This window comes from Ruegeria sp. BF7 (assembly GCF_056538605.1).
The window spans coordinates 153,693-165,825 of sequence record NZ_JBQFTM010000005.1; the positions used below are offsets into that span (position 1 = coordinate 153,693).

At 60.2% G+C, this 12,133-nt stretch carries 12 protein-coding genes; 1 reads left to right on the forward strand and 11 read right to left on the reverse strand.

From position 1 onward, the window contains the following. Positions 1–6: 6 nt before the first annotated feature. From ACR0IK_RS13255 to trpS, 8 genes are all read right to left on the reverse strand, one after another. Positions 7–1,005, reverse strand: coding sequence for a BMP family lipoprotein (locus ACR0IK_RS13255; RefSeq protein ID WP_480592883.1), 999 nt, complete (start codon positions 1,003–1,005; stop codon positions 7–9). A 159-nt stretch (positions 1,006–1,164) separates the two neighbouring features. Continuing rightward, complete coding sequence (locus ACR0IK_RS13260; protein ID WP_480641817.1) at positions 1,165–1,578, reverse strand: GNAT family N-acetyltransferase; 414 nt, start codon at positions 1,576–1,578, stop codon at positions 1,165–1,167. After that, positions 1,575–2,159 carry a tRNA (adenosine(37)-N6)-threonylcarbamoyltransferase complex dimerization subunit type 1 TsaB gene (gene tsaB, locus ACR0IK_RS13265; RefSeq protein WP_480641818.1) on the reverse strand — a complete coding sequence of 195 codons (585 nt, stop codon included), beginning with the start codon at positions 2,157–2,159 and terminating at the stop codon, positions 1,575–1,577. Before tsaB ends, ACR0IK_RS13260 begins: the two co-directional genes overlap by 4 nt. Next, complete coding sequence (locus ACR0IK_RS13270) at positions 2,149–2,712, reverse strand: NifU family protein (protein WP_480592889.1); 564 nt, start codon at positions 2,710–2,712, stop codon at positions 2,149–2,151. Before ACR0IK_RS13270 ends, tsaB begins: the two co-directional genes overlap by 11 nt. A 69-nt stretch (positions 2,713–2,781) precedes the next feature. After that, on the reverse strand, positions 2,782–3,375 hold the full coding sequence (locus tag ACR0IK_RS13275; RefSeq protein ID WP_480592892.1) for a DsbA family protein: 594 nt from the start codon (positions 3,373–3,375) through the stop codon (positions 2,782–2,784). A 9-nt stretch (positions 3,376–3,384) separates the two neighbouring features. After that, entirely contained in the window at positions 3,385–3,840 is a 456-nt protein-coding gene (locus ACR0IK_RS13280; protein WP_480592894.1) for a universal stress protein, read from the reverse strand. 61 nt (positions 3,841–3,901) lie between these two features. Next, on the reverse strand, positions 3,902–4,765 hold the full coding sequence (locus tag ACR0IK_RS13285) for a branched-chain amino acid aminotransferase (protein ID WP_480592896.1): 864 nt from the start codon (positions 4,763–4,765) through the stop codon (positions 3,902–3,904). A gap of 59 nt (positions 4,766–4,824) precedes the next feature. Continuing rightward, the gene (gene trpS / locus ACR0IK_RS13290) at positions 4,825–5,853 is read right to left on the reverse strand and encodes a tryptophan--tRNA ligase (protein WP_480641819.1); all 1,029 of its coding nucleotides are present in this window, start codon (positions 5,851–5,853) and stop codon (positions 4,825–4,827) included. 86 nt (positions 5,854–5,939) lie between these two features. Between trpS and ACR0IK_RS13295 the strand changes: the two genes are divergently transcribed. Further along, complete coding sequence (locus ACR0IK_RS13295; RefSeq protein ID WP_480641820.1) at positions 5,940–6,626, forward strand: rhomboid family intramembrane serine protease; 687 nt, start codon at positions 5,940–5,942, stop codon at positions 6,624–6,626. Here the strand turns inward: ACR0IK_RS13295 and murJ are convergent, their stop codons facing one another. The 3 genes from murJ to ACR0IK_RS13310 are packed head-to-tail and all read right to left on the reverse strand — an operon-like array spanning position 6,627 to position 12,116. Next, the gene (gene murJ / locus ACR0IK_RS13300) at positions 6,627–8,168 is read right to left on the reverse strand and encodes a murein biosynthesis integral membrane protein MurJ (RefSeq protein ID WP_480641821.1); all 1,542 of its coding nucleotides are present in this window, start codon (positions 8,166–8,168) and stop codon (positions 6,627–6,629) included. It abuts the gene before it with no gap. Then, the gene (locus ACR0IK_RS13305) at positions 8,165–10,984 is read right to left on the reverse strand and encodes a [protein-PII] uridylyltransferase (RefSeq protein ID WP_480641822.1); all 2,820 of its coding nucleotides are present in this window, start codon (positions 10,982–10,984) and stop codon (positions 8,165–8,167) included. The genes murJ and ACR0IK_RS13305 overlap by 4 nt, the downstream gene beginning before the upstream one ends. Beyond that, positions 10,944–12,116 (reverse strand): penicillin-binding protein activator, encoded by a 1,173-nt coding sequence (locus ACR0IK_RS13310; RefSeq protein WP_480641823.1) that lies wholly within the window; start codon positions 12,114–12,116, stop codon positions 10,944–10,946. Before ACR0IK_RS13310 ends, ACR0IK_RS13305 begins: the two co-directional genes overlap by 41 nt. Positions 12,117–12,133 lie beyond the last annotated feature (17 nt).

Consider the following 12,133-nt stretch of genomic DNA (forward strand, 5'->3'; position numbering starts at 1 on the left):
CCGATATCAAAACTGCAGTGCCGGGCAGCTATCGTTCTCGTAATAGCTGACAACACTCACGTTACCGTCGATGATGTCCTGACGGGCTTTTTCAACGGCTGCTTTCATCTCGTCCGAAACCAGCGCGGCGTTGTTGTCGTCTATCGCTACGCCAACACCTTCTTCGGCCAGACCCATGGCAAACACGCCGGTTTCCAGATCATCACCTGCATTCATCGCGTCGTAAACGGCGACGTCAACGCGTTTCAGCATCGAGGTCAGAACCTTGCCCGGGTGCAGGTGGTTCTGGTTGCTGTCCACGCCGATCGACAGGATGCCTTCGTCGGCTGCGGTTTGCAGAACACCAACGCCCGTGCCGCCAGCGGCAGCATAGACTACGTCAGCACCTTGGCTGATCTGCGCTTTGGTCAACTCGGACCCTTTCACCGGGTCATTCCATGCGGCCGGAGTGGTGCCGGTCATGTTTGCAACCACGTTGATATCCGGGTTCACAGCCTTGGCACCTTGCGCATAGCCGCAGCCGAAATGGCGGATCAGCGGGACATCCATACCGCCGATGAATCCGATTGTGCCGGATTCCGAGGCCATGGCGGCCATCATGCCGACAAGATAAGAGCCTTCATGCTCGGCAAAGCCAACCTGACGCAGGTTCGGTGCGTCCAACCAGTTCACGTCGACCACGACAAATTTCGTGTCGGGATAGTCGCCGACAACCGTGCTGAGCGGATCGGCCATTGCGAAACCCATGGTGATGATCGGGCTCAGACCGGCTTCGGCAAAGCGGCGCAGGGCCTGCTCTCGCTGGGCTTCGGACTGCAGTTCGATCTCACGGTAGGTGCCGCCGGTTTCTTCGGCCCAACGTGACGCACCGTTATGCGCGGCCTCGTTGAACGACTTGTCGAATTTACCGCCAAGGTCAAAGATCAGGGCCGGTTCGGCCAAAGCCGCGCCAGCAGTCAACGCGACGGCGGCGGCAGCGCCCATCAAGGATTTCATCAGGGTCATTTCATACTCCCGTTTGTTATTGTCGGTTGGGGCCAAGATAGTCCCGTTTACCCACTGTGAGCGAGCATAACTGTTGTGATGGCGGGAATTAAGGGCGTTTGCAACCGGTCCGGTCAACTGATTTTTGACCGGATGGTCGAAAAAAAGCAGCCTTGGGCTTCAAACAAGGTTGCATTCCATGACGATCGCGTCGATTTTTCCTGTTTTTTCGCGCAGATAATAGCCCTTGCGCAGTCCACAGGGCGTGTATCCGCACCGCTTGTACAAGGCGATAGCAGGGTCGTTGTCTGCCGCAACGTCCAGAAAGGCGCGGGTTGCGCCCAGATTTCGGGCCGTCGCGTGCCATGCCTGCATGGACTTCAATGCCAGACCCTGCCGTTGACGGCTGGGATGGGTGGCAATCGTCAGCAATTCTGCTTCATCCGCGATGACCTGGAACAAAGCAAAAGATACAGCATTACCAACAGTATGGGTAAACCGGTTATCCAACAGATCGGCGAATTCCCGATCCGTCCAGGGGCGCGATTGGGTAAAGGCCGCGGCGTGGGTATGGGCCAGGTCCTGCGGGGTCATCCGTCCAGCAAAACCGGGGGCGTGTCTTTCGACGGGGCCGCATCCGCAGGCCGTACGTAAAGCGGGGCTGGGGGCGTCGTAACGCGCTGCCAGTTTCGTGCCGCCAGCTGGGCGATAGCCCGCACCTGCGCGTCCGCGTCGTCGTTCAGGATCAGGGCCCCGAGTGATTCTGCGTGATCCTGCGCCATCAGGGCCGGGTCTTGCCCGGGCAGCGCGACATAGACCTGTTCGCGCGGGGCGCGGATTGCGGGCAGCCCGTCTCCGACCTCAGTTAGTGCATCGAAGCCCGAAACGCCCACGGCCGGGATGCCAAGCCCCAGCGCCAACCCCCGTGCGGCAGAGACCGAGATACGGATGCCGGTGAAATTCCCCGGCCCAATCCCAACACCGATGGCCGTCAGGTCGCGCCACGAGCAGCCCGCTTCGGCCAGAACTTCCTCCAGCAGGGGCATCAACCGCTCGGCCTGACCGCGTGACATGGTTTCGGTGCGTGACACGAGGATGCTGTCACCCCGCAACAAAGCGGCCGCGCAATGCGCGGCCGATGTGTCAAACGCCAGAATCAGCGGATCAGACGGCAACGGGGCGCACCTCGGTCACCTCTGGGATATAGTGGCGCAGCAGGTTCTCGATCCCCATTTTCAATGTCAGGGTCGAGGAAGGGCAGCCTGCGCAAGCACCCTGCATGTGCAGGTAGACCACGCCCCGGTCGAACCCGTGGAAGGTGATGTCCCCACCATCCTGAGCCACCGCCGGGCGCACGCGACTGTCCAGCAGGTCTTTGATCTGATTGACGATCTCTGCGTCCTCACCGGTGTGTTCGGCGTGGCCCGAAGCGGCCTGTGCGTCCGAGCCCAGAACCGGCTGACCGGATTGGAAATGCTCCATCACGGCGCCCAGAATGGCGGGTTTGATGTGATCCCACTGAACGTCGTCAGATTTAGTCACGGTTACGAAGTCATTGCCCAAGAATACGCCGGTCACACCACTGACTGCGAAAATGCGCTTGGCCAGGGGCGATCTCTCCCCGGCCTCCGCCGTGGGAAAGTCTGCGGTTCCGGCCTCCAGAACGATCTGGCCCGGCAGAAATTTCAGCGTTGCAGGGTTCGGCGTGGATTCGGTCTGGATGAACATGTCACGGCTCCGTTTCAGTTGTGACTGATATGCGGGCCCGCGCCGGGGAAGTCAAGATTTGGAACCATTCTAAATTTCAGTGGCTAGTTGCATGGCCTCATCCAGCCGGTCATCGCCCCAGAACAGCTCATCCCCCACCAGAAAACTGGGGGCTCCGAAAATCCCGTTGGTCTGAGCCGTTTTCGTTTGTTCAATCAAGGCAGCCTTGATGTCCGGGTCGTGACAGCGGGTCAGCGTTTCCGCAGGCAGGCTGGCCTGTGACAGGCAATCAACCAGCACATCGTCGTCCGAGATGTTCAGGCCATCGACAAATTCCGCAGCATAAACGGCACGAACAAACGCGGCCCTTTGGGGTTGGGCGTCGATCGACAACACAAGCCGCGCGGCCTTAAGGCCATTCTGCGGAAAGGGATCAGGCCGTGTGAACCGTAGGCCGCGCCGAGCCGACAACCGTTCCATATCACGCCACATATAGCGCCCTTTGGCCGGGTAAATGTTGAACGGGGAATTGTCCCAGCCTTGCGCTGCAAAAATAGGGCCGAGCAGGAACGGGTGCCATTCGACCGAGATCCCGTGCTGGGCCGCCAAATCCTCGATCCGAACCGCGCTCAGATAGGAATAGGTCGAGGCGAATTCGAACCAGAACTGGATGTTGCGGGGCATGAGCGGGCCTTAGGTGATTTCTTCCAGCTTTTCCTTGCTCAGATCGCCGGGAACAATAGTGATAGGGATCGGCAGACTGCCTGAGTTTTTGGTCAGCTGCGTCACCAGCGGGCCAGGGCCCTTCTTTTCGACACCCGCGCCCAGAACAAGCACCCCGATCTCGGGGTCTGACTGGACGTGTTCGATGATCTGCGCAACCGGGTCACCTTCGCGGATCGCCAGTTCCGGATCCACGCCCTGCTTGTCGCGCATCCACTTGGCGAACACCTCGTAATGGGCGTGAATACGCTCGCGCGCTTCTTCGCGCATGACTTCGGCCACGCCGATCCAGTGGTTGAATTCATCCGGCGGGATGACCGACAGGATCGTCACACCGCCGCCGGTATGGGCCGCACGCATGGCGGCAAAGCGCATTGCGTTCAGGCATTCGCGGCTGTCATCCAGAACGACCAGAAATTTGCGCATGGAGTGTCCTCATTCATTTCGGCCGATCATGCCCGACCAGATGCGTGCTGGCAACCAGAGCCTAGCGCGTGCTTGCCGCCCAGTCCCAATACATCTCTCGCGCGCGGCGGGCTATGGGGCCGACCTGATACTGCGTGTCTTCAATCGCAGTGACCGGAGTGATCTTGCTCATGTTTCCTGTCATGAAAACCTCATCTGCCTTGTGGAAATCATCAAAGCTGAGAATGGCTTCGTGCACGATTACGCCGTCGGCGCGCAGGTTTGCGATATGGCGGGCGCGGGTGATCCCGGCCAGAAAGGTACCGTTGGGGGTGGGGGTGAACACTTCACCATCCCTGACCATGAAGATATTGGCGGTTGCGGTCTCGGCCACATGGCCCAAAGCGTCGGCAACCAGCGCGTTGGAAAACCCTTTGGAGCGTACGTCTTGCAGCATCCGCGCGTTATTTGGGTAAAGGCACCCGGCCTTGGCGTTCACGACCGAGGATTCCAGCACCGGACGGCGGAACCGCGTGTACCCCAGCGTGGCCGCGGCGGTTTCGGGGGCCATTGGAATCTCTTCCAGACAGATTGCAAAGCCGGTGCTGTTTTCCAGCGGAACGATGGCGGTCGCGTCGCCGTCGATGCCCCAATACATCGGGCGGATGTAAACGGCGGATTCCGGGCCGAAAGCTTCCAGCCCCTCGCGGACGATCTCGACCATTTGTTCGGTCGTCACCGAGGGCGTCAGCATCAGCGCCTCGGCGGATCGGTTCACGCGGTCGCAATGCGCCTCAAGGTCCGGGGCCATGCCTTCGAAGTAACGCGCGCCGTCAAAGACCGACGATCCCAGCCATGAGCCATGATCTGCGGCCCGCATGATCGGGGCGTTCCCGTCATGCCACTGACCTTCGAAATAGGTGCGGATGTTCTTGCCGACTGCCATTACGCCCTCCCAAGCTTTGCGGCAAACCTAGGAAGGCGCTGAGGTAACGTCCAGAGCAATCAGCGCTGTTTTGCGCCGACCATGCCCACGATTTCGTAGGTCTGCTGCAGGATCGGGGCTGCAATCGCCCGCGCCTTTTCTGCACCTTTGGCCAGAATCTGGTCGATCTCAGCCTCTTCGCCCATCAGGCGGGCCATTTCTGTCGAGATCGGCGCCAGTTTCGAGACCGCCAGGTCGGCCAGCATCGGCTTGAACTCACCGAACTGTTTGCCACCCACCTCGGCCAGAACCTGTTCGGCTGTCTGGTCGCTGAGCGCGGCAAAGATGTTCACCAGATTGCGTGCCTCGGGACGTTCCGACAGGCCGTCGAGTTCCGAGGGGAGGGCGTCCGGGTCGGTCTTGGCCTTGCGGATTTTCTTGGCGATGGCGTCGGCATCGTCGGTCATGTTGATGCGGGTCATGTCGGACGGATCCGAGGATGACATCTTGCGGGTGCCGTCGCGCAGGTTCATCACCCGCGGCGCCGGGCCACCGATCACCGGCTCGGTCACTGGGAAGAAATCGACACCATAGTCATGGTTGAACTTGATCGCGATGTCGCGGGTCAACTCCAGATGCTGTTTCTGGTCCTCACCGACCGGCACATGCGTTGCGTGATAGGTCAGAATGTCCGCCGCCATCAGAGCCGGATAGGCAAACAGTCCAAGCGAGGCGTTCTGCGCGTTCTTGCCGGCCTTGTCCTTGAACTGCGTCATCCGCTGCATCCAGCCCATGCGGGCGACGCAGTTGAAAATCCAGGCCAGTTGCGTGTGCTCGGCCACCTGGCTTTGGTTGAACAGGATTGATTTTTCGGGGTCCAGGCCGGCAGCGATGAAGCCCGCACAGACCTCGCGCGTCTTTTCACGCAAACGGGCCGGGTCTTGCCAGACAGTGATCGCGTGCAGGTCGACCATGCAATAGATGGTCTCGAACTCAGGCCCCTGCATATCCACGAACCGCTTCAGCGCACCCAGATAGTTGCCTAGGTGCAGGTTTCCCGATGGCTGGATGCCGGAAAACACGCGCGGCGTGAACTTGGTTTCGGTCATCGAAGGGAACTCCCGTCTGGAAAAATAAGCCTCCGTCGCTTACCCATGAGGCCAAGGGACGTCAACCGCCGCGAAAGGCCAGCCCAATGAGCAGTGAGAATTTTACACCCGCCGTGAACCCCCTGCCGCCCGTGGTGGTGGCGTTGGTGCTGTTCATAATGGGGGTGGAACTGGCCTTTACCCTGGGAACACGCGGGCTGATCGGCGGTCCGTCGGCGGTGGGATGGCGGCTGGATGCGTTGCAGAGCTATTCGTTTTCGCCCGATATCTTCGACTGGATGGTTGAGAACGGGCGCTGGCCGTTCGAACATGTTGTTCGTTTCGTAACCTACCCGTTCGTTTCGGGCAGCTTCACTCAGGCTGTCTTTGTCTGTGTCTTTCTGCTGGCGGTGGGCAAGATGGTGGCCGAGGTCTTTGGCGGGTTCCAGATGCTGGTGGTATTTGTGTTGTCTGGTGTCGGCGGAGCGCTGGCCTATGCGCTGCTGCTGGACCCTAGCTATCCTTTGGTCGGAGGATTCCCGCCGGTTTACGGCTTGATCGGCGCGTTCACATGGTTGCTGTGGCGCAAGCTGTCACTGGTCGGGGAAAACCAACACCGGGCCTTTGGCCTGATCGCGGCATTGATGGGTATCCAACTGGTGCTTGGTCTGCTCTTCGGTGGCACCTCGGATTGGGTGGCTGATCTGGGCGGGTTTGCTACAGGCTTTGGACTTTCTTTCTTTCTGGCCCCGGGCGGTTGGGCGCGGATCGTTCGGCGCATTCGCCGCGACTGATCACGACCGGCGCAGAGCCTTTTTGAACTCGGATACTTCAAAGGCGCCGAACAGGTGGCCGAGGAAGAAATAGGAAGCGGCTGCAACTTTGATCAGGACAATCAACGCCAGATACCGCCATCCGGGCAGGTCGAAGGTCCAGCCGAACAGGTGGATGGCGGCGTAAAGCACAACGCCCATCCCCAATGACGCTGCCACGATGCGCCATGCCCGGTGTTTGAACCGATCATCGAACCGCGCCTCTTCGCCCATGCGTCGTGCGCCGAGGATCAGTAGACCGACCATGGCCCAACCCGCAGCCGAGGCCGCAATCGCGGGTGCGATCCAGCCGACCAGCGGATAAAGACCGAAGGCGAGACCGGCATTCACGATCATTGCGAAGATGGCATAGTGGAACGGACTCCGCGTATCCTCGCGCGCGAAAAAAAGAGGTTGCAGCAGCTTTTGCAGCATGAAGGCGGGCAGTCCGATGCCATAGACGGCCACCGCCAGCGCTGTGGCCGTTGTGTCCTCGGCGCTGAACTGACCGCGCTCGAACAGGACCGAGACGATTGGGTTGGGCAGAACAACAAAGGCCACGGTCGAGGGGATGGTCAGTAGCAGGGTGAATTCGCCAGCGCGGGAAAAGGCGTTGCGTGCGCCGTCCTTGTCTCCTGCCCGCAGGCGCCGCGACAGATCGGGCAGCAGGACGATACCGACGGCAATGCCCACGACGCCCAGAGGCAATTGATACAGCCGGTCCGCCGCAAACAGCCAGCTAACCGCCTTTTCAGTTTTCGAGGCCACAAGCTGCCCCACCACCAGATTGACCTGCGTGACGCCCATGGCGAGCGCTGCGGGGACGGCAATTCGAACCATACGGCGCATTTCGGGGCTGAGTTTAGGCAAGCCCAGGCGAATGCGAATGCCCGCTCGTTCGGTGGCGATCCAGACCAGCGCCAGTTGCGCGATGCCGGCCAGCGGGATGACGGAGATCAGCCATCGTATCACCTCGCCGCCCATCGCCGCTGAGGTGATAAGGGCTGCACAGGCAAAGATGTTCAGCAGAACTGGCGCGGCGGCGGCGGCGGCAAAGCGTCCGGTGGCATTCAGAACACCGGAAAACAGCGCTGCCAGCGACATGAACAGGATGTAAGGGAAAACCACATACCCGTAGTCCACCGCCAGATCGAACCGTTCATCCCCGAGGAATCCCTCGGCAGTGATCCAGACCAAAGCGGGCATGAACACCATTGCCAGCCCGACCAGAGCCAGAACGGACACAGCCAGCAGGTTGAACGCGTCCTGCGCAAATCCTTCGGCGTTTTCATCCCCCTCCAGCCGTTTTGAAAACATCGGCACAAAGGCCGCGTTGAACGCGCCCTCGGCAAAGAAACGGCGGAACATGTTGGGCAGGCGGAAGGCGGCGACAAAGGCATCCATCACCGGACCCGGCCCGATAAAGGCGGTCAGCAGGATTTCCCGCAGGAACCCCAGAACCCGGCTGGCCAGCGTCCAGAAGCCGACCGTAAACAGGCCTGAAAACAGCCGGATCTGCTTCATGAGGCCGCGCGCTCGGCGCCTTCGGTGATGGCTTTGCGCAGCTTGCCCTCAAGCGTGCGCTGCTTGCTTTCCGAATGGTATTTCAGCCCGAACATGTCCTTGACGTAAAACGTGTCCACTACCTGCTCGCCATAGGTCGCGATCACCGCGTTGGCGATATAGACATTGGCGTCAGCCAGCGTGCGCGTCAGGTCGTACAGCAGGCCGGGACGGTCGCGGGTGTCGACCTCGATAATGGTGTAAATCTCGGACCCGTCATTGTCGAAGGTGACATGGGTCGGCACGTTGAATGCGCGCTCGCGTTTCTTGATCTTGTCGCGCGATTTCAGCGCGTCGCGGGCAACAACCTCGCCTTTCAGCGTCTTGTGGATCATCTGGGTCAGGCGCGGCAGGCGGCTGTCTTCGAACGGATGGCCCTCGGCATCCTGAATCCAGAACGCATCGGTTACGTAGCCGTCCTTGGTGGTATAGCTGCGCGCGTCCACAACATTCGCCCCGACCAGCGCCAGAGCCCCGGCGATTCGCGCAAAGATTCCAGGATGGTCACCCATCGCAAAACAGGCGCGGGTAGCGTCGCGGTCTTCGTCGGGATGCAGACGAATTTCCATCTCACCGGGGTTGCCGCTGTGTTCCAGTGACCGCAGCATCTCGGCAAATTCTACATGAGTCGACAGGTTCAGACCCTGCCAATACGGCGGATAATGCCGCCCGGTCTCTGCCTTGAGGTCGGCTTTGGACCATTCAACCAGTTCAGCGCGCAGGGCCTTCTTGGCCTCGGTGCCGCGATTGGCGCGGTTGAGGTCTTCCATCCCGGTTTCCAGCGCGCGCTTGGTTTCGGCGTGCAGGGCGCGCAGCAGGGTGGCCTTCCAGTTGTTCCATGTATTCGGTCCGACGCCGCGAATATCGCAGACCGTCAATACCGTCAGCAGGTCCAACCGCTTGACCGTCTTCACCGCCTTGGCGAAATCGCGCACCGTGCGCGGGTCCGAGATGTCGCGTTTCTGCGCCATGTCCGACATCAGCAGGTGATAACGCACCAGCCATTCTACGGTTTCCGAATCCGCCTTGTTCAAACCCAGCCGGGGCGCAACCTTGCGGGCGATCTGCGCGCCAAGGATCGAGTGATCCTCAGGTCGTCCTTTGGCGATGTCATGTAGTAGCAAAGCGACATACAGAACCTTGCGATTGACCCCGCCCTTCAGGATCGACGAAGCCAGAGGCAGGGATTCCACCAACTCTCCGCGTTCGATTTGGTTCAGGTTGACGATGCACTGGATCGTATGTTCATCGACCGTATAGCTGTGATACATATTGAACTGCATCATCGCCACGATGTGCTCGAACTCAGGCAGGAAGGCCGAGAGGACGCCCAGTTCGTTCATCCGCCGCAAGGCGCGTTCGGGGTTGCCGTGTTTTAGCATCAGATCAAGGAAGATACGCCGCGCTTCCTTGTTTTCGCGCATCTCTTCGTCGATCAGGTTCAGGTTGGCGCTGACCAAACGCATCGCATCCGGGTGGATCAACATGCCCGTCCGCAGGCCCTCTTCGAACAGGCGCAGCAGATTCAACTTGTCAGCCAGAAACGTCTCGGGATCGGCTACGTCCAGACGACCATGCACGACGGTATAGCCCGCCTTCACACGGGGACGGCGGCGAAAGATACGCTCCAGCAACGGCGCGCTCTTCACATGGGTCGCTTCCAGCTTGGTCAGGAAGATGCGCGTCAGCTCACCCACCCGCGTGGCTTCGCGGAAATAGCGCTGCATGAAGACTTCGACGCCGCGGCGTCCGGCGCGATCCTCGTACCCCATGCGGGCGGCAACCTCGACCTGCATGTCAAAGGTCAACTGCTCCGTTGCGCGACCGGTGACCAGATGCAAGTGAGAGCGCACCGCCCAGAGGAAATCTTCGGCCTTTACGAAAGTTTCAAACTCATCCGGTGTGAACAGGCCCAAGGGCACCAGTTCGGCCACATCCTGAACACCATAAATGTATTTCGCGATCCAATAGAGGGATTGAAGATCGCGCAGCCCTCCCTTGCCCTCTTTGACATTGGGCTCAACCACGTAACGCTGGCCCTGTTTCAGATGGCGCTCGTCGCGTTCCTGCAGCTTGGCTTCGATGAATTGTCGCTCGCTGCCCTTGAACAGGTCGGACTTCAGACGGGTTTCCAGTTCAACCCCAAGTTCCTTTTCCCCGGCCAGATAACGCTGTTCCAGCATGGCAGTACGGATGGTGAAATCCTCCGCGCCCAACCGCAGGCAATCTTTGATAGTGCGCGAGGAATGCCCGACCTTTAGTCGCAGATCCCAAAGGATATAGAGCATGGATTCAATCACGCTCTCGGCCCAGGCGGTGATCTTGTAGGGGGTCAGAAACAGCAGGTCGACATCGGACGATGGTGCCATCTCTCCGCGCCCGTAACCACCGACCGCCATCACGGCGATCTTTTCCCCCTGCGTCGGCGTGGCCAGCGGATGCAGGTCCTCGCTTGCAACCTTCATGGCGGTGCAGACGAGGCCGTCGGTCAGATAGGTATAGGAATGGGTCAGCCGCCGCGCATCAAAAGGGCGTTTGGCAAAGGCATCAGCAATGGCCTGGCGCCCGGCTTTCTGAGCGTCACGCAGAATACGCACGGTCTCATTCCTGCGGGCGGCATTGTCCGAGGTCTTCTCGAAGGCTTCCGACAGCTGCGCCATGACGGCGGCGCTGTCGAATATTTCATCGGCGGGGCAAATCAGCTCACCCTTGGTGGGCAGCGTCAGGCCCGGTCGATCAGAAACCGGCGCCTGTGAAGCTTTGTGGGGCAGGGTCAATCACTACTACCTGTTTATTCTGGATCGTGGCGACAGCCAGACCGCGTTCATTCGTACCGTTCGGGCGCAGGCGGAAGATGCCGCCAACGCCCTGGAAACCGGCGTTCTGTGTCAATGCCGACGTGGTCAGTGCGTTGGATTTACCCTGGCTGACCAGCGCAGCAATGGCCGCGATGCCGTCATAGGCCAGACCGCTGATCGGGTGAGGGGCTTCGCCGTAAGTGTTGTTGTACCGCTGGCGAAACGCCTGCGCCTTGGACGGGTCAGGCAATGCGAACCAACCGCCTTGTACGCCGGGCAAGTCCAGTGTCTGCGGAGGGATATCCCAGCGTGTCAGGCCGATAAACTGTGTATTTGCCTGGGAAACACCCGCTTCGGGCAGCAATTGAGTGAAAAGCGGCAGAGCGCCAGCTGTCGTTGCTGTCAGAAATAGGGAATCAGCGCCCGACGCGTCCACTGTGGCTTTGACATTTGGCACCGCGCTGATGACACCCTGCTGTGACCGGTCGTAGCCGACCGAACCGGCATTATTTACGCGGCTGCTGCCGAGAGCATTGGCAATGGCGCTTTGGCCCAGCTGGCCTGCGGGATCGTTGCTGTGGACGATGACCATAGTGTTCTTGCCCTGCGACCCGGCGAAGCTGACCAGCCGATTGGCCGTGTTGTCAAAGGTTGGACCAAGGACGAACACGTTGCCGCCGGCAATGCTTGTGTTGTTTGAGAAGGAAAGCACATTGACGTTATTGCTCAGCACCGCCAGGCCAGCGGAATTCGCCGCCTGCGCATAGACCGGCCCCAGAATGATCTTGGCTCCGTCGGCGACCGCGCGCTGCGCAACCTCTGCGGCTGTGTTCGAGCTGCCACGGGTGTCATAGACACGCAGATCGATTTTGACGTTCTGCAGGTCGGCCATCGCCAGACGGGCTGCGTTTTCAAGGCTGCGCGCCAGTGCTGCGTCGCCAGACTGACCCGATCCGGCGGGTACCAGCAGGGCGACAGGGACAGGTTCGGATGTGTTGATTGATGGCCCGCCGCCAATGGTGCTGACGTCACAGGCGGCCAGAAAGGCGGCAGTTGCCAGAACCGCGGCGGTGCGCGCCAGCTTGCGAACGGGCTTGCAAACGGTAAACATCTGAATGAAAACTCCCT

Excerpts from the sequence above, each read along its gene's own strand:
- trpS (WP_480641819.1), bottom strand. The coding sequence starts at position 5,853 with ATGACCGAAACCAAGTTCACGCCGCGCGTGTTTTCCGGCATCCAGCCA.
- ACR0IK_RS13295 (WP_480641820.1), top strand. The coding sequence starts at position 5,940 with ATGAGCAGTGAGAATTTTACACCCGCCGTGAACCCCCTGCCGCCCGTG.
- ACR0IK_RS13270 (WP_480592889.1), bottom strand. The coding sequence starts at position 2,712 with ATGTTCATCCAGACCGAATCCACGCCGAACCCTGCAACGCTGAAATTT.
- ACR0IK_RS13310 (WP_480641823.1), bottom strand. The coding sequence starts at position 12,116 with ATGTTTACCGTTTGCAAGCCCGTTCGCAAGCTGGCGCGCACCGCCGCG.
- ACR0IK_RS13255 (WP_480592883.1), bottom strand. The coding sequence starts at position 1,005 with ATGACCCTGATGAAATCCTTGATGGGCGCTGCCGCCGCCGTCGCGTTG.
- ACR0IK_RS13260 (WP_480641817.1), bottom strand. The coding sequence starts at position 1,578 with ATGACCCCGCAGGACCTGGCCCATACCCACGCCGCGGCCTTTACCCAA.
- murJ (WP_480641821.1), bottom strand. The coding sequence starts at position 8,168 with ATGAAGCAGATCCGGCTGTTTTCAGGCCTGTTTACGGTCGGCTTCTGG.
- ACR0IK_RS13280 (WP_480592894.1), bottom strand. The coding sequence starts at position 3,840 with ATGCGCAAATTTCTGGTCGTTCTGGATGACAGCCGCGAATGCCTGAAC.
- ACR0IK_RS13275 (WP_480592892.1), bottom strand. The coding sequence starts at position 3,375 with ATGCCCCGCAACATCCAGTTCTGGTTCGAATTCGCCTCGACCTATTCC.
- ACR0IK_RS13285 (WP_480592896.1), bottom strand. The coding sequence starts at position 4,765 with ATGGCAGTCGGCAAGAACATCCGCACCTATTTCGAAGGTCAGTGGCAT.